The following is a 24,537-nucleotide window of genomic DNA, read 5'->3' on the forward strand; positions in this document are numbered from 1 at the left end:
GCTCCGGTCGCACCATCAGCACCATCTGTTCCGTTAGTTCCTGCTGCTCCGGTTGCACCTGTAGCACCCGTTGCTCCAGTCGCACCATCTGTTCCATTAGTTCCTGCCGCTCCGGTTGCACCCGTTGCTCCAGTCGCACCATCTGTTCCGTTGGTTCCTGCTGCTCCGGTTGCACCTGTAGCACCCGTTGCTCCGGTCGCACCATCAGCACCATCTGTTCCGTTAGTTCCTGCTGCTCCGGTTGCACCTGTAGCACCCGTTGCTCCGGTCGCACCATCAGCACCATCTGTTCCGTTAGTTCCTGCTGCTCCGGTTACACCCGTTGCTCCAGTCGCACCATCTGTTCCATTAGTTCCTGCTGCTCCGGTTGCACCTGTTGCTCCAGTCGCACCATCTGTTCCGTTAGTTCCTGCTGCTCCGGTTGCACCTGTAGCACCCGTTGCTCCAGTCGCACCATCTGTTCCGTTAGTTCCTGCTGCTCCGGTTGCACCTGTAGCACCCGTTGCTCCAGTCGCACCATCTGTTCCGTTAGTTCCTGCTGCTCCGGTTGCACCTGTTGCTCCAGTCGCACCATCTGTTCCTGCTGCTCCGGTTGCACCTGTAGCACCTGTTGCTCCAGTCGCACCATCTGTTCCTGCTGCTCCAGTTGCTCCGGTAGGACCTGTAGCACCATCTGTTCCGTTAGTTCCTGCTGCTCCGGTTGCACCTGTAGCACCCGTTGCTCCAGTCGCACCATCTGTTCCGTTGGTTCCTGCTGCTCCGGTTGCACCTGTAGCACCCGTTGCTCCGGTCGCACCATCAGCACCGTCTGTTCCGTTAGTTCCTGCTGCTCCGGTTGCACCTGTAGGACCGGTTGGTCCAATTGGTCCAGCGGAAATTAGAGAAGATAAATCGACAAATCCTCCATCTTCAAGAGTTAAAATATTTGTTGAGGAATTAAATGATAATTGTTGGTCATCATTGCCATTACATAGGCTGCTCCAACTGTTATTATTGTATTGGAAAATACAATTATCATCTGTGTTGTATACTAAGGCTCCATTATAAGGAGTTATGTTGTTCATCTGAGTAGTCGTTACTCTTGTTAGAACAAGAGTCTTATCTAAACTCTCTAATTCAAGCAAAGAGGAAGTGTCAATTAAATTGGGATTATCACCAACTTTGACCTGAGCTTGAGAAGATGCGAAAGATAAAAATAAGATTATGAGGAGTAATTTTATCTTCATATTTTATGTTTTATTTACAATTAAAACTGTTTTTAATTACGGTTTAACTGTAGTATTTATATAGTTAAAATGGTTTACGTTTAATTCGAGTATAAATATAAAATGTTAATTCTTTAAAATGTTCTTAACTAAACAAATATACGATTTTTTCGATTAAATACAACTTTTATCGATAAAATACCTTAAAAATGATAAGATCTTATTATGTGTTGTTAAAATTTGAATCGTTTTATTACAAAAAAAATACTTGTTTTATTTTTCAATTTAAAAGAATTCTAATACATTTGCGCCTCGAAATAAGCGGGAGTAGCTCAGTTGGTAGAGCGTCAGCCTTCCAAGCTGAATGTCGCCAGTTCGAACCTGGTCTCCCGCTCAAAGCTGTTTATGTTTGCATAAACAGCTTTTTTTTTCAGTATGGAGGCTTATCATAGTATTCTCTAATTTATCAGTTTTTTAAGTTTTTGTTTATATTTGAGTAAGAGTTAATGATTGGTGTTAAACTTAAGAAAAGGATCATTAGTAAGAAATATTTGAAAAAAAACTGAACTTGTTTGTATTTCGTTTTTTTTGTGAATTGTAGTTTAAATAGAGTATTCTTTTTTGCTTTATGAAACATAACAAGCTTTTCTTTTTAACAAAAAAAACTTAGATTTATCCAAATTTACATAATACATGTCTAATAATTTAACGATTGTCATACCGGCATTTAATGAAGAAGCTTCTTTAAGCTTGTTTTTTCCTGAGGTAATACTTCATTGTGAGAATAAAGGATATAGTCTGATTGTTGTTAATGATGGTTCTTCTGATAATACCTTGGAAGTATTAAATGAGTTTGAAAATAAGTCACCTTTTAATTTTACAATTGTATCTCATAAAGTGAATCGTGGTTATGGAGGAGCGATTAAGAGTGGAATTGATGTATGTAAAACTGAGTATGTAATTACTATTGATGCTGATGGGCAGCATTATCTTGAAGATATTGATAAATTATTGGATAGGATAATAGAAACTGATGCTGATTTGGTAGTAGGTAGTAGAAAAGGGCAGTCGTCTGCATCTGTTTTTAGGGGTGTTGGAAAACGAATCATCCGTTTAGTAGCTAAGATGCTGATGAAACTATCTATTTATGATATAAACTCAGGGATGAAAATTTATAACACAGAACTTGTGAAAAAGTACTTAAAACTTACCCCTGATACAATGTCGTTTAGTGATATTATTACGTTAACTTTTGTGAGTAATCGTCATTTGGTAATTGAAGAACCTATCAGAATAAAAGAAAGATTGAAAGGAAAGAGTACAATTGGTGTAAGAACAGCTTTTGAAACTGTTATGGAGATTGTTAATATTATTATTTTGTTTAATCCGGCAAAGATATTTTTACCTATTTCTGCATTTTTTCTGATTTTTGGTGTTGCTTGGGGGGCTAATTTTTTCTTTCAAGGAAAAGGTATAAGTATTGGAGGAAGTACTTTGATACTTACAGGATTAATCATTTTTCTTTTGGGTTTAATTGCTGAGCAATTATCTGCAGTAAGAAAAAACCAATAAAAATTTTGTAAAACAAAAGTTAGAAATGTTTCGGGACGCAAAAGTGCTGAATAATGAAGTTTGATAAAATATCATGATAGAAAGTAAAAAGGATAATATCTTTTTGTTCAGTATTGATTTAGAAGATGTTCGGTTGAGGGTTGCTAATGGTTTATCCTACCAGGCAAGAGTTGAAGGTTTAGTGGAACAATATTTGGATTTCTTGAATAGACATAATTCAAAAGCTACCTTTTTTACAGTGGGTGATATACCTAAATATTATCCGAATTTAATACAAACGATTGTTGAAGAAGGGAATGAGATTGCATGCCATTCTGATAAACATATCCCGGTAACAAAACACTCTAAAGAAGAATTTAGGGAAGATTTGCTTAGAAATATGGAAAGTCTTTATAACGCTGGAGCTAGGGAACTAATAGGGTATAGAGCTCCTACATTTTCTGTTACGCAAGATACGCCGTGGGTGTATGAAATATTGGAAGAATTAGGGTTTACTTATTCAAGTTCTGTATTACCTGCCAAAAATCCTTTATATGGATGGTATGAGTTTGGAGAAGCGCCTAAGAAAATGAATAATGATTTATGGGAAATTCCTATGAGTTTAAAAGAAGGTTCTTTCTTTAAGGTTCCGTTTTCTGGTGGAGTTTATTTCCGGTTTTTACCTTTTTATTTTATAAAGAAGAGCTTTCGTTATCATTTTAATAAAAATTCGGCAATTACAAGTTATTTTCATCCTTATGATATTGATAGAGATCAAGAGAGATTTATGCATCCTGAGATTAATAACAACTGGATTTATAATCAGTTATTGTATTTTAATAGGAAAAGAGTTTTTACAAGACTAAATAAGATAATGGATATTTTTAATCCTAAAATTGTTACTTACAAAAGTTATATTGAACTTTTAAATGAAAGAAGCTAAAGGTTATATTTTAGAAGCAAATCGTATAACAGATTATCTAATATCTGTTCCTTTGCAAGAGCAAGAGCAAAATAATTATGTATCTGCAATGTGTCAATTTGATTTTCAGTTAACAAAATATGAAAAAAGATTGTTGTCCAATATGCTTAAGAGTAAATGGAAAATGGCATGTATAGATGGTGGTTTAGCTATAAAAGACCCTGGGAATATTGTGAGAAGAAAGATTTTTACTATGCTTGCTATATTAGAAGCATCTCCTAGTTATACTCGATACTTTTTATCGCGAGATTTTTCAGTTTTTTATTATGCAAAATTAGGAATTATTGGTGTGCGTGCTATTTTTAGAGCTCTTGTAGGAGTAATAATCATTAGAAATATTCGGTCTAAATGCAGTTAAGTTACGATTATATTGTTGTAGGGTCTGGGGCTACTGGTGCAATAGCTGCAAAAACCCTTGTTGATAAAGGGATGCAAGTCGGTTTGTTAGATATTGGAGAAGAAGATGGGGAGTATAAACAAGTAATTCCCGATTCCGATTTTAGAACGATACGCAAGAACGACAAAAACCAACATTCTTATTTTTTAGGAAATAAATTTGAGGGGATTCCATGGGAAACTACTAGGGTTGGTTCTCAGTTAACTCCGCCTAGAAGTTTTTTGACTAGATTTTCTGAAAAGCTACTACCTTTTGAATCTGATAGTTTTCAGCCTATGGAGAGCACTGCAAAGGGTGGACTCGGAGGGGGATGGGGTCTTGGGTGTTATGTGTTTTCAAAATTGGAATTGGAAGCATTAGGGTTAAGTGAACCAGATATGTTACAGTCATATCAAGAAGTAGCGTCTTACATAGGTCTGTCTGGGGCAAAAGATGATGGGAGTCCATATTGTTTGAGAGATTTAAAAGAAGTGCAGCCTGCGACCAAAATTGAAGAAAATTTAAATGGGATTTTTGAAGCGTATAAATCTCGAAGAAATAAACTTAACAAAAAGAATATTTTTCTTGGTCGATCTGGATTAGCTCTGCTTACCAAAGATTTAAATGGTCGTTCTGCTGTGAAGTATAATGATATGGGGTTTTGGAGTGATGCAAATAAATCTGCGTATAGATCATGGATTACTATCGAAGAACTGGAGAAAAAAAGGAATTTTATTTATCATCCAAAATGTTTAGTAACTAAATTTGGTGAACAAGAGAACGAAATTAAAGTTTATGTAAGAAGAACTGATACCAATGAGGAGCAAGTTTTTAGATGTAAAAAATTAATTTTATCTCCTGGAGTATTGGGAACAGCTCGTATAGTACTTAGATCTTTTGATTATAAAAAGGAGAAACTTCCTTTAATATGTAATCCTTATTCTTATATTCCTTGTTTGCAGTGGAGGAGATTAGGGAAAAAAATTGAGCAATGTAAAACTAGTTTTGCCCAGTTGTTACTTTTTGTTGATGAAAATAAAAACAATTTTGATGTGAGTATGGCTGCATTATTTAGCTATAGGTCTCTTATGTTGTTTAAGTTAATAAAAGAAACTCCTCTTAATTTTGCTGATGCTAGAATTATTATGCAGTTTCTACACTCCTCATTTACTATAGCTGGTATTCATCATCCCGATAAAGGATCGGATTCAAAACACATAACTATAAAAAAAGATGAATCAAGTTTTACGGGTGATGTTTTGACTGGTGAGTATGTGTTATCTGATGATGAGATACAAGTAAATCTTGCAAGAGAAAGAAAGATTAGAAAAGCGTTAAGGACTTTAGGTTGTTTTCCGCTTAAAACGATTCGGACTCCAATTGGAGGGAGTATTCATTACGGTGGGACTTTGCCGTTTAATGAGAAAGGGGAGCTTTTTAGTATTTCTAAATCAGGTAGGTTGGGAGGAACAAAAAATGTATTTGTAGCTGATGGCTCTGGGTTTAAATATTTACCAGCTAAAGGATTAACGTTAACTTTAATGGCAAATGCTAATAGGGTGGCAAAAAATGTTCTTAATGATGAATAAGCCTACGATTATTATAACTGGTGCTAATGGCTTTTTAGGGAAATGTCTTGTTGATTACTTTAGGGCAAAGAAGTGGAGAGTCAAGGCATTTGTGCATAATCTTCTAAAAGAGAAGTATGATGATGTAGTTTATATCAAATATGATATGAAAGAAGATATAGAGCCGACTTATTTCGAAGATGTTGATTTTTTGGTTCATGCTGCATATCTTAGATATGAAAAAGATAGTAATGCCGATGAAATTAACCTAGAAGGTACAAGAAATATAGTAGCTATATGTGAGCAAAAAAGTATTAAGGTAGCTTTTCTTTCTTCGTTTTCTGCGCACGATGAAGCAATTTCTCATTATGGTATTACAAAACTACGTTGTGAAAAATTGTTCGATTTGGAAAAAGATGTGGTATTGAAAATAGGATTTATAATTGGGGAGGAAGGTATTTTGTCTGAGATGATTAATCGAATGAAAACATCTCCTATTTTTCCTTTAGTGGGGGGTGGAGTACAACCTTTACAATCTATTTACATTCAAGATTTACTTGAAGTTGTTGAAAAAACTCTTGTCGCTAATGAATTGTCTGGTATTTTTAAGGTAGCTCATCATGAAGTGATAACTATGAAAAGTTTTTATAAGGAATTAGCAAGTCGATTAGGAAGGAGACTTTTGTTTATTCCTATTCCTACATATGTACTTTATATAGCCTGTAAAATTTTTGAAGGAATAGGTTTGAAAATCCCAATATCATCTGAGAGTGTTTTAGGTTTAAGAAAATTGATTGCTCTTGATACAAAGGGGGATCAAAAAAGAATAGGTGTAAAGTTGAGAAGTTATCAAGAAGGTTTAGATATAATATTGAAATAGATGGATTACAATTTTTTACCGATTCAAACAGATGATGTATCTATTAAGAAGATTACTAATCTCTTAAAATGTACTTTTCCAAAAGCAAGAAAGTATACAGAAGAATTCGTTTTCTGGCAATATGCAAGTAACCCCGTTGGATCTATGATTGGGTATAATGCCTTTTTTAATGGAGAACTTGCGGCACATTATGCATTGATGCCTGTAAAAGCCATGATCTTTGGTAAAGAAGAGAAAGGGTTGTTGTCTTTGAATACTGCAACACATCCAGAACATAGAGGGAAAAGGTTATTTCCGATTCTGGCAGATAAAACTTACAAAGAAGCAAAAGATCAAGGGTATGGTTTTGTTATCGGGGTAGCAAATGCTCAAAGCACGCCAGGTTTTTTAAAAAAACTAGATTTTCAATTCGTTGGAATGCTTAATGCGAAATTAGGTTGGGGGGAAATTGTTCGAAAAAAAGACGGTAAGGAAGTTGATTATGAAAGATGCTGGGATAAGGCTTCTATTGAATGGCGGTTGTCAAACCCAGAATTGTCTTATAAGGTTTTGAATAATAGAGTGTCGGCAGCAACAGATCATTTTGGGATACAAGCAATTCTAAAAGATTTTGATCAAGAACTACTTATTCCTGATATTCGGAAAAAACAAGGTTTTAGGCCTATTAAACTATGGATAGGTATAGATGATACTATAGATTGGAAAAAATCTTTTTATTTTGATATACCTCTTAAAATGAGACCTTCTCCTTTAAACCTAATTTTCAAAGATCTTACTTCGGCGAATCGAAAATTTGATTTCTCTGGAGTGCGTTTTAGTGCTTTGGATTTTGACGCGTATTAATAGAGCGTTTATCTTATTTATGCTTTTAGGTTTATTATGCTAATATTTTCTTTTGAAGTTAATTCCAGATGGAATTGATATTATTTTTTCTGATTTTCGATAGCCCAATTATAATTATTTCGCAAAAGCTGGTTTTCTGGGTTTATAGCTAATCCTTTTTTTCCTGCTTCGATAGCTTTTTCCCAATTCATTAAGGAGTTGAATGCTGCACAAATATTATTATATAATTTATCAGAATTAGAGTGTTTTGCAATTCCGTTTTTTGATATTTCTATACATTTTTCAAACAAGCCATAGTTGTAGTATAGAAGACTTAGATCAAGGTAGTTTTCTTCGGTTGGTTTTAGATCGATTAATGCAATTAGATTGTTTGTTTTTGTTCTTTTGTTGATTACATCATTAAGATTATTTTTTGCTAGAGTATACGCTGAGTTTAATTCTATGGCTTTATAACAAGCTTCCAGTGCTTTCTCATAATTTCCCAGTAGGTTTTGAGCTGTGCAAATATTATTATATGCTTGGTAAGAGTTAGGATTTAAGTTTATTGCTTTTTCTGCAGCTTCTATACATTTTTTATATTTCTTTTTTTGATAATATTTTAAACTTAGATTGAGGTATTTTTCTGTTGTTGGATTAGTGGCTATCATTTTTTCTTCAGTATCAAGCCTACTTACTTTTTCTATACTCGATTGTAAAAACAGTTGTGCTTTTATATTGGATTTGTCTATTTGTAAAGTGTTGGTGGCTAATTTGCCTAGGTTTTCCCAATCTTCTATTACTTCGTAGTTTTTCATTAATAATAATCTTGTTTCAATATGAGAAGGAGATATTTTTAATGATTTTAATAGTTTTTCTATAGATTCTTGATTTCTAGAGTTATGTTGCAAGAAACGACCGTAATAATACCACGGGGTGTGATAATCTGCACCATACTTAATTGCTTGATTAAAATATTTTTCAGCATCTTTCGGTTTTCCTTGGGCACCACTAAGAATTCCTAAGTTAGTGTATAAAGTATGGTAATATGGGGTGAGACTTAGTGCTTTTTTAAAATACTGTTCAGCAATTTCATATTCTCCTTTTGCCATTTGCGAAAGACCATAATTCATTAAACCTCTTCCGTTTTTTGGACTTTTGATGGTGACGTCTTTCCATAAACTTTCATTGCTGTTCCAAACTTCATTTCTTTGATAGGTTCCAAAAGCATATACGATAAGTAAAGAACCAATAAAAATAACAATAGATTTATTGTCCAAACTGTACTTTCTTTGTATATAATCAACTAATAATCCAAATGCCCAGCCAACACTAATAATTAATCCAACGTAAGGGAAAAACATGCGATGATCATTTATCACCTCTGAGAGTGGGATTATGCTTGAAGAAGGAACTAAAGTGATAAAAAACCATGAAATACCAAAACTAATAGGGCGATATTTTTTTTTCTTTGAGGTTAAAAATGCAGTAATGACCAGTATAATCATTATTGACATTCCTGTTAGAAATTTGTACGACCAAATACTTTCTAAAACTGTCCAATCAGTATCGGCACTTAGGTGTATTGGAAAGAAAACACTACCAAAGTAGTAAGAAATTGCATAGGGCTGAGAAATTAAGTAGCTATATACTTTTGATGAACCTGTGCTATATGTATCAGGAGTCATCATATCAATAAAAACATACAAAAGAGAACAAACAATTATTGAGGGTAAAATCTGCTTTACTATTTGTGTTAGTTTTTTGAATGATTTTGGTGAAAAAACATCTAAGAAGCTTATTTTTTGTTCAAAGAGTAAAACATAACAAAACAAAAGAGGAGCAAACATTATGGCAGTGGGCTTTGATAAAGCGCCTATAATCACTGGGATTAAAAATAAATGGTACTTTTTTGCAAGAGGAGAGTATTGATATAATATAAACGCTAATAATATACAAAAAGTTGATTGAAGATCAGATCTAGCGATTATGTAGTTTACTGTTTCTGCCATTACAGGATGTATCATATACCATATAGCTATTATACATGAGATAAAGAAACTACGACTAGTTTTCGAAGATAAGTTTATTATTTTTTGTGTAAAGAAAAAAATGAGAATACCTTGTAATAAAAAGAGAATAAATGTGCTAAGATGGAAAAATAATGGATTATACCCGTTTGCTAACCAATAATCAAAAGCCAAAGAAGTGGTTACAACTGGTCTGTATGATTGATTTTGAGGTAAAGAACTTATGGTCTTTCCGTCAGTAAAGAAGGTAGTGATATTTGTTAAGGATCTTATATTTGGGTTTTCGGTTATAGTATGATAATCATCAAAATGAAAAGAATTGTCGAAATGATTAAGATATGTTATTGTCGTTATACTTATCATAATTAAGATAAAATACAACACTTTGTATTTGAGAGATGTACTCAAGAATATAAGTTTTAGTAATTGTTATTTATAAAAATACTTATTTTGTCAAACATTGCAAATTTGGATTCTCAAAATATCGATAATCCAGTTAACGTAGTTAATCTCTCTAGGGCATGCATGCCAAGTTCAGAATTCCCTTTAGGATTAAGAGGCGGGCTCCATACTGCAACTGCATATTGTCCTGGATGTACAGCCACTATTCCTCCACCAACACCACTTTTTCCCGGTAGCCCTACCCTAAAACTAAATTCTCCTGCCTCATCATAAAAACCACAAGTTTGCATGATAGCATTAATACGTTTTACCTTACTAGAAGATAATAGTTGTTCATTGTTAGGTAATAACTTTCCGCTATTAGCGTACATCATAAAGGCTGATGATAATTCTTTACAAGACATTTCTATAGAACATTGGTAGATATAAAAATCAATCACGGTTTCAATATCATTTTCAATGTTTCCAAAAGACTTCATCAGATTTAACAGGGCTGCATTACGGTAGCTATGCTTTTTTTCCGAGTTAAAAACTTTTGTGTTAACTGTAATATCTGTACTACCAGTAATTTTATGTATAAAGTTAAGAAAATCTTTTTTTGGATCTTCAAGTAGAGATATTAGTATATCACTAATTACTAGTGCCCCAGCATTAATGAATGGGTTCCTAGGTATTCCGTTTTCATGCTCTAGTTGTACCAAAGAATTAAAAGGATCACCTGAGGGCTCTACATCTACACGAGTAAATAGTTCATCACCCATTAATGACATAGCTCTGGTAAGTGCAAAAACCTTTGAAATACTTTGTATTGAGAATCGTTCATTATTATCTCCAAAACTATAATGTCCTGAATGCATGCAATATAAATGCATTCCAAACTTATTCTCGGGAATTTTTTCTAATTCAGGGATGTACGAAGCAACTTTTCCTGTGTGTTTTACCGAAGACATTTCGGATTTTATGGTGGCAAGAATCTGTTGATAATTCACTTCTCTACATTTTTAATTTAATTCGGATAAAGAACTGTTTGGCTCTATTTCATACGGAGTTTTGCCTTTTTCAAAAATTCGGGCACTAAGATTGCCTTCTAAAATAATTTGATTTTCCTTAACTCTTAGCCAGCTTCCTTCTCTTAGACCTATAACCGGTTGGTTGTTTAAATTATGAAACTCTTTTATTCTCGTTTCTCTAGTTTCTCCTTTGTGAGTTGAATTAGGATCAGGATCGAGGTAATGTGGGTTTATATTAAAAGGCACCACACCTAAAGTTTTAAAATTTGGTGGATATACGATAGGCATATCATTAGTAGTTTTCATATTTAAACCACAAATGTTGCTTCCGGCACTTGTCCCTAAATAAGGTATTCCAGAATGTATAGCTTCTTTTAACGGTTCAAGAACACCATTTCTATATAACTGATCTACTAACAAGAATGTATTTCCTCCTCCCGTATAAATACCTTTAGCCTTTTTTATGGCTTCAATGGGGTCAGAAAACATATGTATGCTAACAATTTTTTTATTAATTTTTTTGAAAATATTATTAATGCCAATAGTATATTCGTCATGAGAAATACCTCCAGGACGGGCATAAGGTATAAAAAGAATTTCATCAACTCCTGAGTATAAGTCTAGTAGAGTGTCCTGTAAATATGCTAAAGGTGTACTGCCATGAATCGTAGATGTACTTGCAATAATACAATTTGTCATAAGTATTTTTTGTAAAAGTAGTTTAACATTTTCTTTTGCTAAAATCTTCTGTGAAAATAAAAAAATGTAGTATCTTAAAAAATAAAATCAACCCCTGTTTATTATGAAAATGAAGTTATCCATTCTTTTTATTTGTTTTATTGTTAGTTTATCCTCGGCACAAATCACATCAAGAGTTATAATCCATGGAAAAATCAGTGTTCCTCTAGGTGATGATGTAGAAGGGTTAGTCATTTATAACCGTAGTACGAACAAAGGTACAATTACCAATGAAAGAGGCGTTTTTGAGATTAGTGCAGGTATTAATGATAGAATTGAAGTTGTAGCGATGCAGTATCAGCATTTTATGATATTGATAGATAAAGGAATAGTCGATAATAAAAGATTAAATATTTTTCTTAATGAATCTGTAAATCAACTCGAAGAAGTGGTAGTGACTCCTTATGATTTGTTAGGGAATGTATCTGTAGATGTGAAAAAAATAGGAGTTATCGAAAGTGGACTAGGTAAGGTGGTAGATGAAACTTCTTCTAAAATTAATGATGCTGATTATAGTTTTACCCGAGATGAATTATCCTCTGTTGATAGTAGAGAATTTATGGAAAAGGGAGTTATTGATGGATTAAACTTTGTAAATCTTTTTAAGCTGGTCTATAATACAAAGGATAGAGCGAAAAAGGAAAAACGACCCGTAGATATAGATGTAAAGGTCAGAAATATGTATAATGATCAGTTTTTTAAGGATTATTTGGCTTTGGAAATGGATCAGATAAATGATTTTCTCTTTTTTGCTGAAGATAATGGTCTAAATGCAAAATATTTTGAATCAGGAAAAGAACTCGATCTTTTGCAGTTTTTAGCGTATCAAAGTAAGTTGTATCGTAAACAATAATATCATATCTAGCCCAAGAACTGTAATTTTACCATAATTATGTCGTCTTTGGATTGATGATGGTCTTTACCTGTAGATTTATATGAAGACCATTTCTGATGATATTTGGATGGCAAAAATTTTACAATTACTTTTTTTAATAATTTCTATATCCTCTTTTGGTCAATCACAGATTCTAAAAGGAAAAATTGTGGCAGATTCTCTTCAAGGTTATGCTATTAATATTGTAAATTTCACAAAGAAGTTAGGTACGACAAACGAGGATAATGGTTTTTTTGAAATACCTGCTAGTTCAGGAGACTCTATTGTGTTTTCTTCTGTGCAATATCAAATACGATCTATTGTAGTGTCCCCTAGTCAGCTTAAGGAAGAAAGAGTTAGAATAGTATTATCTTCTGTTGTTCAGCAATTGGAGCAAGTGAAAATTAGTGATATAAAACTTTCAGGAAACCTTAATAAAGATGTTGGGGGAGTAGAACTACAACCATTTGTAGATAATCAGATATTAGGGCTTCCTTTTAATGACAAACCACAGCCAACATTACCAGAAAGAAGAATTTATACGGCTAGAAGTGGAATATTGGATCTTCCCATTAACTATTTGAGTGGGAAATTAAAGAAGTTAAAAGTAATAAAAGAACTGGATGATCTTCAAAGGTTAGTTTATAATGCCGAAACAACGTTTAATACAGCTTTTTTTGTTGATGATTTAGCAATCCCCGAAGACTTAATAACAGACTTCATGTATTATTGTGCAGATGATGATTACTTTAAAGATCTTTTGAGTAACTCTCAGCGATTAACATTATTAGAATTTTTTCAAAAAAAATCAATTTCTTATAGAAAACTTAAAGAAATTGACTAGCAATTTTTATACTTCATTGAAGTTTGGCACAATTTTTTAACTCTTAATACTAAATTTAATTACATTTAACGTTTTACAAATTTTTGATAATGAACAAAGCCATAATAGTTTTTCTTTTTATACTATCAACTTGTTTGAGCTCTTTTACAGTAGTACATAAGTTCTATGTAAGCGTAACACAGGTTGAGTATAATAAGGAGCAAAAATCATTGCAGATTATCTCGAGGATTTTTATTGATGACATAGAAGATCTTTTAAAAGAAAGGTATAGCGAATCGATTGACTTGGATGAAAGTAAAAAGGATCCCGAAGTGCAAAAATACTTAAGTGCATATCTGGGTCAAAAACTGTCCTTTGTGGTGAATGGAAAGAAAGTTCCTTTTACATTTATAGGAAAAGAATATGAAGAAGATTTGGTTATTTGCTATTTAGAAATAGAAGATATCTCTTCTTTAGATACAATAGAAGTCACAAATCAGGTTTTGATGGATCTTTTTGATGAACAGCAGAATATTATCCATGTTAAAAAAGGGGATCAACGAAAAAGCCTGATACTTGAAAAAGAAAGAGATATCGGGATGTTAAAGTTTAGTGAATAAATTATTAAGCTTTTAAAAAACAATTACTTTGCGAAATCTTAACACTAAAATTCAAAATTATTACAATGAAAAAGATACTTTTAGTCCTTTTGGTGACCTTTTTGATTTCTGGTATTTCATATGCTCAGAATCAAGAAGAGACTAAAAATACTCGTGAACTAGGACATTCTAACGAGAACAAATTCAAACAGATGTATGACGAATTTGCTACTCCGAATATGTATAGAACTGGTTCTGGAGCTCCCGGACCTGCTTATTATCAGCAACAAGCTGATTACAAAATGGACATTGAGCTTGATGATAAAAACAAAAAACTCTCTGGTAAAGAAACTATTACCTATACAAACAATTCTCCTGACGATTTAGAATTTCTTTGGGTGCAATTGGATCAAAACATGCGTGCAAAAGATTCTAAAAGCCCGTTGATTCAATCAGAAGGAGTAGATATAGCATCCACGCCCAAAAGTTTTTTGAAAAAATTTTTAGCAGAACCTTTTGATGGGGGATTTAATATAATCGCGGTAAAAGGAGTAGATGGTAAACCGTTAAAGTATACTATTAATAGAACAATGATGAGGGTAGAGATGCCTAAAGATTTGAAGTCAGGAGAAAAATTTGTGTTCTCTATTGATTGGTGGTACAATATTAATGACCACGTAAATGGAAGAGGAAGATCTGGATATGAAGAATTTGAAGATGGTAACAGAGCTTATGTAATAGCGCAGTTTTATCCTCGTATGGCTGTATACAATGATGTCGAAGGATGGCAAAACCATCAATTTTGGGGTAGAGGAGAGTTTGCATTGCCTTTTGGTGATTTTGAAGTAAATATTACAGTTCCTGCCGATCATATTTTGGATGGAACGGGAGAGTTAGTAAATAGAAAAGAAGTATTTACAAAAAATATGATGAGCCGTTATGAAAAAGCGAAAAAATCATATAATGAACCCGTTGTTATTGTAACCCAAGAAGAAGCTATTGCAAAAGAAAAGACATTTTCTGGAAAGAAAAAAACTTGGAAGCTTAAAGCAAAAAATGTTCGTGATTTTGGTTTTGCAACATCGAGAAGATTTATTTGGGATATGATGGCTGTAAAAATAGGAGATAGAGATGTTATGGCAGTTTCTATGTACCCAAAAGAAGGTAATCCTCTCTGGGAAGATTGGTCTACAAAAGTGGTAGCAAGTACTTTGAAATCATATAGTAGAATGACTTTTGACTATCCTTATCACAAAGCTATCTCTGTACATGCAAAAAATCAAGGGATGGAATATCCAATGATTTGCTGGAACTATGGAAGACCTAATCCTGATGGTTCATATAGTGATCGTGTAAAATACGGAATGATGAGTGTAATTGTGCATGAAGTTGGTCATAACTTTTTTCCGATGATTGTCAATAGTGATGAACGTCAATGGACTTGGATGGATGAAGGGCTTAATACATTTGTGCAATATGTAGCAGAACAGGATTTTGGGGAATGGTATCCTGAAGCACTTGGTGGAGACAAAAAATACCCATCAAGACGTGGACCTGCAGCCAAAATTGTACCATATATGAGTGGGAATCAGAATTTCCTTTCACCAATTATGTCTCAATCTAATAATATCCACCAATTTGGCCCAAATGCCTATGCAAAACCTGCTACAGGGTTAAATATTTTGAGAGAGACAATCATGGGGAGAGACCTTTTTGACTACTCTTTTAGAACCTACTCTCAGAGATGGATGTTTAAACATCCTACTCCCGAGGATTTCTTTAGGACAATGGAAGATGCTTCTGCTGTTGACTTGGACTGGTTTTGGAGAGGATGGTTCTATACTACGGATTTTACAGATATCGGAGTAAAAGAAGTAAAAAAATATGTGGTATCTAAAGTACCTACATTAAAGGCGCAAAAATTTGCCGCATCGAGATATATGAACCCTTCTGGTCTCGTAGTAATGGTTGAAGAAGGTAGCGATGATTATAATAGAATTAAAGGGAATGATGGTGTTATTGAAGATCCAATTGCATTAAAAGAATATCTAATGGATAACTTTTCACCTAGTGAACGCGAAAACCTAAAAAAGGAACCTAAGTTCTTCTATGAGGTAACATTCGAAAAACCTGGTGGACTGGTAATGCCTATAATTGTAGAATATACCTATGAAGACGGAACAACTGAAACAATAACGTACCCAGCCGAAATCTGGAGAAAGAATAATAGTGTTGTCAAAAGAGCAATTGCATCAGAGAAATCAATTTCTAAAATTGTGGTAGATCCAAATCAAGAAACTGCCGATATTGATACTTCTAATAATAGTTGGCCGAAAAGAAATAAAATTGGAAAATTTGAGCAATTTAAAAATAAAGTAAAAGGACAGTAATCTATTGTTTTACTGGTCAAAAAAAAGCCATCCTGAAAAGCTTCAGGATGGCTTTTTTCTGCACAATATTGATTATATTTGCAGTGTTATGACAGTTTTACCCTTATTTATTAGTGGAACCGAAATCACCTTTATTGTATTTATATTGGTAATGGTTTTTGGTGCAGATAAAATTCCTGAAATTGCACGTGGATTAGGTAAAGGAATGCGCGTTATTAAAGATGCTACCAACGATATTAAAACAGAGATTACCAAAAGTGCAGAAGAGCATGGTCTAGATACCGATATTACCTCGTCAATAACTTCTGATATTAAGAAAGAAATAGATCAGGTCAAAGAAGATATCGATAAGGCAACTGGTCCCATCAAAAGAAAGTTTTAAATAGCAATTATTTCTAAAAATCTTGTCTTTTTATATGTTTTTACATGTAAAAACTGACTAATATTCAAAAAAATGAAGATTTTTTTGAATAATTTCTATGTCGATGTGATTGAGGATTATATCCCTTATAAACATTGGCATTTATAGAATTTTTTGTGATATTTTTTGGTCTTATGCAAGCATAATAAGAGGGTTTTTAATGATTATATGATAATTTATTCGCAAAATATTTAAATATAATTTAATACATTAGCGATGAAATTGATAAAACGATAATTATTTGCGGTTTTTTCAATTTTTTTAATTAACTAAATTTTCACACATAATCTTTTAAAACCTATTCTAAAAATGAAAAAAATTAATCTTCTCGTTCTGGGGCTATTTGTTGTATTTTCGTGCTCTAAAGAAAATCCTAGTGAAACTGTAGAATCAAGTTCAGAATTTACTGAATCTCAAAAGATACTTTCGATATCTAAAGTAAATGAATATATCGAGAGTGAGTTAAAACAAAATGGAGATGTAAATTGGATGAAAGCACCTTCGAATGTATTATGGAGTGCAGTAATACATGGTGGTGAAATTCTAAGTGTTGGCTATGGAGAAAAAGAAGAAAGCTTCTCTACGGAGAAATCTTCACGATTGTACAATGCCAGAGAGAATGTTTATAGCATAATCCAATCTGTAGAAGGAGCAAGTAAATCTAGTACTGTAATATCAGCAGATGAAATACTTAATGTAACAGATGTAAAAGTTACTAGTCTAAAAACAATTAAAGAACTTCAGCAAACTTCACAAATTCGTTATTTGGATCCTATTGGTTATGGCTTTTATTTAGAAGAAGATACTTCTAATGTACAAAAATCATCAGCCGGATGTAGTCAAAGTGGAGAGACTATCAATAGCGGGGATTATAGAATAATAGCACCTAATGCAAGATTACCTTGGAATTTTGATCTGCATAATGTAGAACAAGCTTGGGGCTATAGTACTGGATCTGGTATCACTGTGGGATTGATTGATACAGGGGTGTCTGCAAGCCAGAATTTACTTGGGAGTGGATTTAATGATGGCGTTTCTAGTGGAAGAACAATTCAAAAGTATGGTACTTTTATAGATTCTATATGGCCATGGTCAAATAATATTGATGGACCAAATGATAAATGTGGTCATGGTACTTCTATGGCTGGAGTAATGGCTTCACCGAGAAATAATGATTTTATGCCGGTTGGAGTTGCTTATAATTGTAATCTGGTGTCTTATAGAGGCACAGAGGATGTGTTGCTAAATGATTACCACGAACGTAAAGGAGTTAGTAATGCGTTAAAAGCCCTAGGAAATAGAGGAGATGTTAAGATTATTTCGATGTCTATTGGGTATCCCTGGTCTATTGGTAATGTAAAAGATGCTGTGAGGTATGCCTACGGAAAAGGAAAAATGATTATAGCCGCTGGTGGAACATCAACTACTTTTACGAACTGGTATGGTGTTATTTTTCCTGCAAGTATGTCTGAAACAGTGGCGGTAACAGGGCTAAAAGATAATGGCTATAATCGTTGTGATACTTGTCATGAAGGAAGTGAAATTGATTTTACAATAATAATGCAAAGATCTGGAAATACAAATAGAACTGTACCTGCAATTGGATTTAATACCGGCACACAGTCTTATGTAGGAGGGTCTTCTGTGGCAACTGCAGCTACTGCGGGTATAGCAGCTTTGGTTTGGGCGCGTAACCCTAATATGACCAGAAATCAGGTGCTTGATAAGCTAAAGCGTGCTGGGGAATTCTATCCTAATCGTAATAGTAATTTTGGATATGGAAACATCGATGCACTAAAAGCCGTACAGTAAATTAATAATGATTAAAACAAAAAAGGAATTGTATACAGATGCAATTCCTTTTTTGTTTTAATTTATAATACTCTACTTATAGTCAGACCATCTCTAATAGGTAGTAATACGGATTCAATCCTCTTATCTTCTGTCAAAAGTTTGTTATAGCTTAGAAGAGCTTTTGTTGATAGATCATCATCATCTACTTTTTCAATAACTTTTCCATTCCATAATACATTATCCGACAGAATAACACCTCCAGAATTCATCTTATTAATGACTAACTCAAAATAAGTTGGATAATTTGGTTTGTCTGCGTCTATAAAAACCAAATCAAATTTCATATCTAAACTTGGAATAATGCTGGTAGCATCACCAATATGTTGATAAATATTTTTTCCGTAAGGAGAAAGATCGAAATATTTTCTCTGAAAATCTTCTAGTTCTTCATTTATATCTATAGTATGTAATTCTCCTTCTTTTTGTATTCCTTCAGCTAGACATATAGCAGAATAGCCAGTATACGTTCCTATTTCCAAAATGTTTTTAGGATTAATAAGTTTGGATATCATGCTCAGGACTCTGCCTTGATAATGGCCGCTAAGCATTCTGGGCTGCAATATTTTTTGATAGGTTTCTCTATTAAGTTGTTGTAATAGCTCGGGTTCTTTTTCAGAGTGATTTACTACATAACTGTCTAAAGCTTCAGGTATGAAATGCATAGATTAAATTTTGCTATAAAATTATGGTATTCTTAATTTTATCCAATAACAATGCGCAGTTATTGTACGATTTTTTAAAGAACTGTTATTTTGTAATTTTGTTTATCAAATCTTGTTTTGCGTCTATATCATCACCAAATAGCCATTGTAGAACATTGTCTTCCCAGATGTCATCATATTCTTTTTCATTAATGATCTTACGATCCAGAGCTAAATCTAAAATTTTACCAGGGTAAGAGGATTGTGGTTCGCTTTCCATCTCGCCTAACGGATAGGGATCATCTAATCCCATAATAACTTGTTTACTGCCTTGTCTCTCTACTGTTAGCTTTAATGAATCTGTATCATGTACAAGTGTGTCAAAATAGATATTTGGATGACCTACAGCTTTTCTGGGATGTTGTTTTCCTTCGAATAGATCAGGTCTTCCGTCAAACCCTTGAATACGCCTTCCTAGGTTCATTTGTGCTAATTGTCCACCATGAGCAAAACAAGTTCTTATATTTGGATAGCGATTTTGCATACCATTAAGTGTGTAAAAATGATAAGCATCTCCACATTGAGCAAGCATCCAGACTAAGTGAAATCGCCAGGATACGTTTTCTAATTTAATCATTTTGTCACCATCATATGGATGTACCTCAATAGCTAGTTTATATTTATCTGCTAATTCAAAAATTGGGTCGTTTTCTTCGTCAAAAATACAACGCCATTGTCCTATAGAATCCATAAAGTGTGTTGGTAGGCATAATACACGCATGCCTAACTCCTCTACACAACGTTCCATTTCCCAAAGTGCTCCGTTAATAAAGCCTGGGTGTATTACAAAGCCACAAGAAAACTTATCAGGATGGTTTTGTTGTATGCGAGCATTAAAATCGTTTTGAAATCGCAAAGCGTGTTTCATTTCTTCTAGCCGTAAACCATTACCGTATAATTGCGAAAGGTTAAGTACTACGGCGTGATCAATTTTATAATGCTCCATCCATTCTAGTTTATCGTCTAAGAAAAAACTAGAATGAGTAACTGGGCGTTTCCATCCCTTTTGTAACATATACTTGCGTTCGTCATCTACCCAAAAAATCTCTTTGTCCTTCATGAACTTAGGGATTTCTTCTGGATATGGCAATAAATGAGAATGACCGTTTATTCGAAGTTTTCTTTTCATTATTGATAGTGTTCTTGATGTCTATTCAAGAGATGTTTTAGTTAGCTTTTATTTTTTCTTTTCTGGAGTACCCATTACAGTCCCACAATTAGAACAGGTACATTTTTCTTTATCACTATAATATTTATCAAAAATTATAGGCATATCCGTTTCTATATTATCAAGAGCAAACTCTTCTCGATACAAGGGAGTGTTGCAGTTTTCGCAATACCATTCTAATGCATCCATCATTCCTTCTTCACGGGGGTATTCTATAACTAGCCCAACAGTATTAGATCCTCGTTGGGGAGAATGCGGAACTTTAGGAGGTAGTAAGTAAATTTCTCCTTCTTTGATATGTACATCTTTAGGTTCTCCATTATCAATTATCTTTAGAATAATATCTCCTTCTACCTGATAGAAAAATTCGGGAGTTTCATTATAGTGATAGTCTTTTCTTCCATTAGGTCCTCCAACTACCATTACAATAAATCCTCCATCTTCCCAAACACATTTGTTGCCAACAGGAGGTTTTAGTAAATGACGATGTTCGTCTATCCAGGCTTTAAAATTCAAAGGTGAAACTAGATTACTCATATGTTTGTTTAAATTTATGCGTGTATATTTTTATAGTTTTGAACTATTACTTAATCCACACTGTTGGTAATTATTTTGTATTAAATTTAATTATTTTGATTTGCATTTAGTAATAACAAATAGTTAACTATAAGGACTTAGTTCTCCCGCCATCGACAGGAAGGTTAACTCCATTAATATAAGATGCTGCCTCAGATGCCAAAAAGACAACTGCATTTGCAATTTCTTCTGGTTTGGCAAAACGCCTTGCAGGTACTTCATTCATCATAATACTAGAAACTTCTTCTATAGATTTACCTGTTTTTGTTGATTTATTATTAATGATTTCATTTAGTCGTTCAGTTCCTGTTGCTCCGGGAAGTACATTGTTTACTGTAATTCCAAATACTCCAAGTTCATTGGCAAGTGTCTTTGACCAATTTGCTACTGCACCTCTTATGGTGTTTGAGACGCCTAGCCCAGTTAGCGGTTGTTTAACAGAGGTAGAGATGATGTTAATAATTCTACCATATCCATAATTTTTCATCCCTGGGACTACAGTTTGCGCTAAGATATGGTTGCATTTTAGGTGTTGTGTGAAAGCGCGCTCAAATTCATCGAGAGATGCATTAAATATGGGACCTCCAGCTGGTCCTCCGGTGTTATTCACTAGAATATGAAAAGATTTTCCAGTGGTAGAGATGTTTTGTTGTAAACGATCGGGATCTTGAAAATCTGCTACGATATAGTCATGAGATTGCCCTTGGTTGGTTGATAGCTCCCGTAGGACATGTTGTAGCTTTTCTTCATTTCTAGCTACCAAAGTTATATTAGCTCCCTGTTCTGCTAATTGCTTAGCAGAGGCTTTTCCTATGCCTTGCGTACTTCCGCATACTAAAGCATTTTTATCTGTTAGGTTTAGATTCATTTTTATGGTTCTAAAAATTTATATTTTTATTTAATATTTTATACATACGTTCTTTGGTTCAGTAAAAAACCTTAGCGCTTCAAATCCTCCCTCTCTACCAACACCAGAATCTTTTGTACCTCCAAAAGCCGTACGTAAATCACGCATCATCCATGTGTTTACCCATACAATACCTGCTTGTATGTATTTTGCTAAATGCATACTTCGATTTAGATTATTTGTCCAAATTGAACAGGATAATCCATAACGAACATTATTAGCAAGAGCTAAAGCCTCGTCATCGCTATCAAATGGCATTATGGTAACTACCGGGCCAAAAATCTCTTCTTGTGTTAACCTGCAATTGGGGTCATTAACTTCTATGATAGTAGGTTGTAAGTAGTATCCATTCTCATGACCTTTTACGTTTACATAATCCCCTCCACAAAGAATAGTACCACCTTCTTGTTCAGCAGCATCAATGTATGATTTTACTTTCTCAAGATGAGGTTTGGAAACAAGTGCCCCGATATTGGTATTATTATCAAGTGGAGAACCTATTTTTAATGCCTTGGTTTTGGCTATAAAATCTTTTTTAAATTTTTCATAAATAGGTCTTTCTATATATATTCGAGAGTTGCATAGACATATCTGACCTTGATTCGCAAAAGATGATTTTATTGTTACATCTAACATCGTATCATAATCACAATCTGCAAAAATCAGGTTTGGATTTTTACCACCTAATTCGAGAGATAGTTTTTTAAACATTGGAGCAGCTACTCTGGCAATATGTGCTCCTGTTGTTGTTCCTCCAGTAAAAGAAATGGCTTTGATTCCTGAATGTTCTATTATAGCTTGACCGGCCGTGCTTCCTAGTCCATGAATAATGTTTAGAACCCCTTTTGGTAGTCCGGCTTTAGTGCATATATCTCCTAATAAATATGCAGTCATTGGAGTGACTTCACTAGGTTTGGCGACTACAGTGTTTCCTGCAGCCAGTGCAGGAGCAATTTTCCATGAAAATAGATATAGAGGTAAATTCCATGGAGAGATACATCCAACTACTCCTATAGGTTGTCTTAACGTAAAGTTGATGGCATTTAAGCCAGTACTTTCATGAGCTTCACTAGAAAATTGTGTTATTGCGTCTGCAAAAAATTGAAAATTAGTTGATGCTCTAGGGATATCTACACTAGTTGCGAGACTCAAAGGTTTGCCATTATCTATCGCCTCTGCTTTGGCGAGTTGTTCCAGATTTTCTGTGATCAAAGAAGCGATTTTGGCTAAGATCCTGCTGCGTTGCTCTAATGGGGTTTCTGACCAAGTAGGAAATGCTTGAGAAGCAGCTTCATAAGCGTTTTGTACGTCGGCAGTAGATGAATTAGGAATTAAGCTATATACCTCACCTATAGATGGGTTGTAATTGTCGATCCATTCGTCCTGTAGGGGAGCCTTAAATTCGCCATTTATATAGTTTAATATCTTTTTCATTTTGTTTTATTTCAATTAACTAAAAATATGTTTTAATTGTTCTGCTGTATGCTTTAGATCACCAGTATAGGTTTTAATTTCATCTTTATTAAACCTTGCAGAAGGTCCGGAAGTACTTATGGCTGCAATAAATTTTCCTTGTGTATTAAATACAGGTGCTGCTACGCATACTAAGCCGATTTCATTTTCTTCAATATCTAATGCAAATCCTTTACTTTTAATATTTTCTATTTCGGAGATTAGCTTCTTTTTATTGGTTATTGTATTTTTTGTAACATTTTCTAGATGTAAATCCTTTATAATATTTTTGTAATTATGTTCTGCAAACGCAAGCATAATTTTTCCTAACCCGGTACAGTGTAAGGGTTTTTCAGTTCCAATTTGAGAATTAATTTGTAAATCATGCCTGCCCACAACTTTATCCAGAAAATATACTTTTTGGTTTTTATAAATTGCTAGATGTGCTGTTTCGCCAGCCCGCTTTACCAATTCTTCCATAAAAGGTCTCGCTTTGGAGATAAAATTCTTATTGATACTTACTTTTTGACCTAGTTCAAATAATTTGAGTCCTAGTCGATATTTTTCATTTTCAGGGTTTTGCTGAATTACATTTAGGGCTTCCATGGTAGCAAGCATTCGATATACTGCACTTTTGTTGGTACCCATTTTTTTTGCAATCTCGGTAACACCTAATTCTATTTTGTCTATAGAAAAACAATCTAAGATTTTGAATGCTTTTTCGATAGAGGTGTTTAGAATCTTTTTGTTTTCAGTGCTACTCATCAGTGTTGTTTTTTGGGTTTCAGTCTTGTTTAGCCTTGTTTTTTAAAGGCTACTACTTTTATTTCTATTAATAGATGGGGATGAGGTAACTGATGTACAGCTACCGTTGTTCTGGTTGGACCATCATAATCAAAATATTGGGCATACACCTCGTTGTAGCCTCCAAAATCATTCATATTTACTAGAAATGAAGTTACATCGACGATATCTTTTAAATTGGCTCCTTCCTCTTTTAAGATGTCATTAATATTTTCAAGAACTGCTTTTGTCTGGGCTTTGATGTCCAAATTGGTAGTTCCGAATTCATCTACTTCTACACCTTCAAAAGAATTATCGGGTCTTCTAGAACTTGTGCCTGATACATATATAAAATCACCTACACGCTTTACATGAGGGAATTTTCCTCTGGGAGTAGCTTTACTTTGAATTAGTTTTCCTTTATTCAT

General features: G+C 33.8%; 22 protein-coding genes, 1 tRNA gene and 1 pseudogene. 13 read left to right on the top strand and 11 right to left on the bottom strand.

Going from position 1 to position 24,537, the window contains the following annotated elements:
- Positions 1 to 1,226 (bottom strand): annotated as a pseudogene (locus tag C1X07_RS16315) (hypothetical protein); the annotation flags it as partial.
- 300 nt (positions 1,227 to 1,526) lie between these two features.
- On the opposite strand from C1X07_RS16315, the gene C1X07_RS16320 reads away from it, so the two are divergent.
- The 7 genes from C1X07_RS16320 to C1X07_RS16350 all read left to right on the top strand — a co-directional run bounded on the left by C1X07_RS16320 (position 1,527) and on the right by C1X07_RS16350 (position 7,405).
- Positions 1,527 to 1,599 (top strand) — tRNA-Gly (locus tag C1X07_RS16320).
- A gap of 299 nt (positions 1,600 to 1,898) precedes the next feature.
- Positions 1,899 to 2,777 (top strand): glycosyltransferase family 2 protein, encoded by an 879-nt coding sequence (locus C1X07_RS16325; RefSeq protein WP_103071106.1) that lies wholly within the window; start codon positions 1,899 to 1,901, stop codon positions 2,775 to 2,777.
- 73 nt (positions 2,778 to 2,850) lie between these two features.
- Positions 2,851 to 3,699, top strand: a complete 849-nt coding sequence (locus C1X07_RS16330; protein WP_103071107.1) for a polysaccharide deacetylase family protein — start codon at positions 2,851 to 2,853, stop codon at positions 3,697 to 3,699.
- A complete protein-coding gene (locus C1X07_RS16335; RefSeq protein ID WP_103071108.1) occupies positions 3,686 to 4,096 on the top strand; it encodes a hypothetical protein in 411 nt (136 codons plus the stop codon). The genes C1X07_RS16330 and C1X07_RS16335 overlap by 14 nt, the downstream gene beginning before the upstream one ends.
- Positions 4,087 to 5,703 carry a hypothetical protein gene (locus C1X07_RS16340; RefSeq protein WP_103071109.1) on the top strand — a complete coding sequence of 539 codons (1,617 nt, stop codon included), beginning with the start codon at positions 4,087 to 4,089 and terminating at the stop codon, positions 5,701 to 5,703. Before C1X07_RS16335 ends, C1X07_RS16340 begins: the two co-directional genes overlap by 10 nt.
- Complete coding sequence (locus C1X07_RS16345) at positions 5,693 to 6,562, top strand: NAD-dependent epimerase/dehydratase family protein (protein ID WP_164914181.1); 870 nt, start codon at positions 5,693 to 5,695, stop codon at positions 6,560 to 6,562. The genes C1X07_RS16340 and C1X07_RS16345 overlap by 11 nt, the downstream gene beginning before the upstream one ends.
- Complete coding sequence (locus C1X07_RS16350) at positions 6,563 to 7,405, top strand: GNAT family N-acetyltransferase (protein ID WP_103071111.1); 843 nt, start codon at positions 6,563 to 6,565, stop codon at positions 7,403 to 7,405.
- A gap of 80 nt (positions 7,406 to 7,485) precedes the next feature.
- Here C1X07_RS16350 and C1X07_RS16355 read toward each other — a convergent pair whose 3' ends face one another.
- From C1X07_RS16355 to pepE, 3 genes are all read right to left on the bottom strand, one after another.
- A complete protein-coding gene (locus C1X07_RS16355) occupies positions 7,486 to 9,819 on the bottom strand; it encodes a tetratricopeptide repeat protein (protein ID WP_128755306.1) in 2,334 nt (777 codons plus the stop codon).
- Positions 9,820 to 9,887: 68 nt separating this feature from the next.
- Positions 9,888 to 10,802 (bottom strand): glutaminase, encoded by a 915-nt coding sequence (locus C1X07_RS16360; RefSeq protein WP_103071113.1) that lies wholly within the window; start codon positions 10,800 to 10,802, stop codon positions 9,888 to 9,890.
- Positions 10,803 to 10,814: 12 nt separating this feature from the next.
- Entirely contained in the window at positions 10,815 to 11,522 is a 708-nt protein-coding gene (pepE, locus tag C1X07_RS16365) for a dipeptidase PepE (protein ID WP_103071114.1), read from the bottom strand.
- Between the two features lie 103 nt (positions 11,523 to 11,625).
- On the opposite strand from pepE, the gene C1X07_RS16370 reads away from it, so the two are divergent.
- The 6 genes from C1X07_RS16370 to C1X07_RS16395 all read left to right on the top strand — a co-directional run bounded on the left by C1X07_RS16370 (position 11,626) and on the right by C1X07_RS16395 (position 18,480).
- Positions 11,626 to 12,414 carry a peptidase associated/transthyretin-like domain-containing protein gene (locus C1X07_RS16370; RefSeq protein ID WP_103071115.1) on the top strand — a complete coding sequence of 263 codons (789 nt, stop codon included), beginning with the start codon at positions 11,626 to 11,628 and terminating at the stop codon, positions 12,412 to 12,414.
- An 82-nt stretch (positions 12,415 to 12,496) separates the two neighbouring features.
- Positions 12,497 to 13,279: a peptidase associated/transthyretin-like domain-containing protein gene (locus C1X07_RS16375; protein WP_103071116.1), complete on the top strand. Its 783-nt coding sequence runs from the start codon at positions 12,497 to 12,499 to the stop codon at positions 13,277 to 13,279.
- 89 nt (positions 13,280 to 13,368) lie between these two features.
- Positions 13,369 to 13,878 carry a DUF6702 family protein gene (locus tag C1X07_RS16380; RefSeq protein ID WP_103071117.1) on the top strand — a complete coding sequence of 170 codons (510 nt, stop codon included), beginning with the start codon at positions 13,369 to 13,371 and terminating at the stop codon, positions 13,876 to 13,878.
- A gap of 65 nt (positions 13,879 to 13,943) precedes the next feature.
- Positions 13,944 to 16,247 (top strand): M1 family metallopeptidase, encoded by a 2,304-nt coding sequence (locus tag C1X07_RS16385; protein ID WP_103071118.1) that lies wholly within the window; start codon positions 13,944 to 13,946, stop codon positions 16,245 to 16,247.
- Between the two features lie 88 nt (positions 16,248 to 16,335).
- Positions 16,336 to 16,629, top strand: a complete 294-nt coding sequence (locus C1X07_RS16390; protein ID WP_103071119.1) for a Sec-independent protein translocase subunit TatA/TatB — start codon at positions 16,336 to 16,338, stop codon at positions 16,627 to 16,629.
- 348 nt (positions 16,630 to 16,977) lie between these two features.
- On the top strand, positions 16,978 to 18,480 hold the full coding sequence (locus tag C1X07_RS16395; protein ID WP_103071120.1) for a S8 family peptidase: 1,503 nt from the start codon (positions 16,978 to 16,980) through the stop codon (positions 18,478 to 18,480).
- A 62-nt stretch (positions 18,481 to 18,542) separates the two neighbouring features.
- Here C1X07_RS16395 and C1X07_RS16400 read toward each other — a convergent pair whose 3' ends face one another.
- The 7 genes from C1X07_RS16400 to C1X07_RS16430 all read right to left on the bottom strand — a co-directional run bounded on the left by C1X07_RS16400 (position 18,543) and on the right by C1X07_RS16430 (position 24,537).
- On the bottom strand, positions 18,543 to 19,184 hold the full coding sequence (locus C1X07_RS16400; protein WP_103071121.1) for an O-methyltransferase: 642 nt from the start codon (positions 19,182 to 19,184) through the stop codon (positions 18,543 to 18,545).
- A gap of 85 nt (positions 19,185 to 19,269) precedes the next feature.
- Entirely contained in the window at positions 19,270 to 20,352 is a 1,083-nt protein-coding gene (locus C1X07_RS16405; protein WP_206604247.1) for an amidohydrolase family protein, read from the bottom strand.
- A gap of 48 nt (positions 20,353 to 20,400) precedes the next feature.
- Complete coding sequence (locus tag C1X07_RS16410) at positions 20,401 to 20,928, bottom strand: 3-hydroxyanthranilate 3,4-dioxygenase (RefSeq protein ID WP_103071123.1); 528 nt, start codon at positions 20,926 to 20,928, stop codon at positions 20,401 to 20,403.
- A 127-nt stretch (positions 20,929 to 21,055) separates the two neighbouring features.
- Positions 21,056 to 21,835, bottom strand: a complete 780-nt coding sequence (locus C1X07_RS16415; protein WP_103071124.1) for an SDR family oxidoreductase — start codon at positions 21,833 to 21,835, stop codon at positions 21,056 to 21,058.
- Between the two features lie 30 nt (positions 21,836 to 21,865).
- A complete protein-coding gene (locus C1X07_RS16420; RefSeq protein ID WP_103071125.1) occupies positions 21,866 to 23,308 on the bottom strand; it encodes an aldehyde dehydrogenase in 1,443 nt (480 codons plus the stop codon).
- A 15-nt stretch (positions 23,309 to 23,323) separates the two neighbouring features.
- Positions 23,324 to 24,091, bottom strand: a complete 768-nt coding sequence (locus C1X07_RS16425; RefSeq protein ID WP_103071126.1) for an IclR family transcriptional regulator — start codon at positions 24,089 to 24,091, stop codon at positions 23,324 to 23,326.
- A 29-nt stretch (positions 24,092 to 24,120) separates the two neighbouring features.
- Positions 24,121 to 24,537: a RidA family protein gene (locus C1X07_RS16430; protein ID WP_103071127.1), complete on the bottom strand. Its 417-nt coding sequence runs from the start codon at positions 24,535 to 24,537 to the stop codon at positions 24,121 to 24,123.

The sequence above is a fragment of the Aquimarina sediminis genome, assembly GCF_002895435.1.
In the GTDB taxonomy this organism is placed as follows: Bacteria; Bacteroidota; Bacteroidia; order Flavobacteriales; family Flavobacteriaceae; genus Aquimarina; species Aquimarina sediminis.

Excerpts from the sequence above, each read along its gene's own strand:
- C1X07_RS16325 (WP_103071106.1), top strand. The coding sequence starts at position 1,899 with ATGTCTAATAATTTAACGATTGTCATACCGGCATTTAATGAAGAAGCT.
- C1X07_RS16330 (WP_103071107.1), top strand. The coding sequence starts at position 2,851 with ATGATAGAAAGTAAAAAGGATAATATCTTTTTGTTCAGTATTGATTTA.
- C1X07_RS16335 (WP_103071108.1), top strand. The coding sequence starts at position 3,686 with ATGAAAGAAGCTAAAGGTTATATTTTAGAAGCAAATCGTATAACAGAT.
- C1X07_RS16340 (WP_103071109.1), top strand. The coding sequence starts at position 4,087 with ATGCAGTTAAGTTACGATTATATTGTTGTAGGGTCTGGGGCTACTGGT.
- C1X07_RS16345 (WP_164914181.1), top strand. The coding sequence starts at position 5,693 with ATGATGAATAAGCCTACGATTATTATAACTGGTGCTAATGGCTTTTTA.
- C1X07_RS16350 (WP_103071111.1), top strand. The coding sequence starts at position 6,563 with ATGGATTACAATTTTTTACCGATTCAAACAGATGATGTATCTATTAAG.
- pepE (WP_103071114.1), bottom strand. The coding sequence starts at position 11,522 with ATGACAAATTGTATTATTGCAAGTACATCTACGATTCATGGCAGTACA.
- C1X07_RS16370 (WP_103071115.1), top strand. The coding sequence starts at position 11,626 with ATGAAAATGAAGTTATCCATTCTTTTTATTTGTTTTATTGTTAGTTTA.
- C1X07_RS16375 (WP_103071116.1), top strand. The coding sequence starts at position 12,497 with ATGAAGACCATTTCTGATGATATTTGGATGGCAAAAATTTTACAATTA.
- C1X07_RS16380 (WP_103071117.1), top strand. The coding sequence starts at position 13,369 with ATGAACAAAGCCATAATAGTTTTTCTTTTTATACTATCAACTTGTTTG.
- C1X07_RS16385 (WP_103071118.1), top strand. The coding sequence starts at position 13,944 with ATGAAAAAGATACTTTTAGTCCTTTTGGTGACCTTTTTGATTTCTGGT.
- C1X07_RS16390 (WP_103071119.1), top strand. The coding sequence starts at position 16,336 with ATGACAGTTTTACCCTTATTTATTAGTGGAACCGAAATCACCTTTATT.
- C1X07_RS16395 (WP_103071120.1), top strand. The coding sequence starts at position 16,978 with ATGAAAAAAATTAATCTTCTCGTTCTGGGGCTATTTGTTGTATTTTCG.
- C1X07_RS16400 (WP_103071121.1), bottom strand. The coding sequence starts at position 19,184 with ATGCATTTCATACCTGAAGCTTTAGACAGTTATGTAGTAAATCACTCT.
- C1X07_RS16405 (WP_206604247.1), bottom strand. The coding sequence starts at position 20,352 with ATGAAAAGAAAACTTCGAATAAACGGTCATTCTCATTTATTGCCATAT.
- C1X07_RS16410 (WP_103071123.1), bottom strand. The coding sequence starts at position 20,928 with ATGAGTAATCTAGTTTCACCTTTGAATTTTAAAGCCTGGATAGACGAA.
- C1X07_RS16415 (WP_103071124.1), bottom strand. The coding sequence starts at position 21,835 with ATGAATCTAAACCTAACAGATAAAAATGCTTTAGTATGCGGAAGTACG.
- C1X07_RS16420 (WP_103071125.1), bottom strand. The coding sequence starts at position 23,308 with ATGAAAAAGATATTAAACTATATAAATGGCGAATTTAAGGCTCCCCTA.
- C1X07_RS16425 (WP_103071126.1), bottom strand. The coding sequence starts at position 24,091 with ATGAGTAGCACTGAAAACAAAAAGATTCTAAACACCTCTATCGAAAAA.
- C1X07_RS16430 (WP_103071127.1), bottom strand. The coding sequence starts at position 24,537 with ATGAATAAAGGAAAACTAATTCAAAGTAAAGCTACTCCCAGAGGAAAA.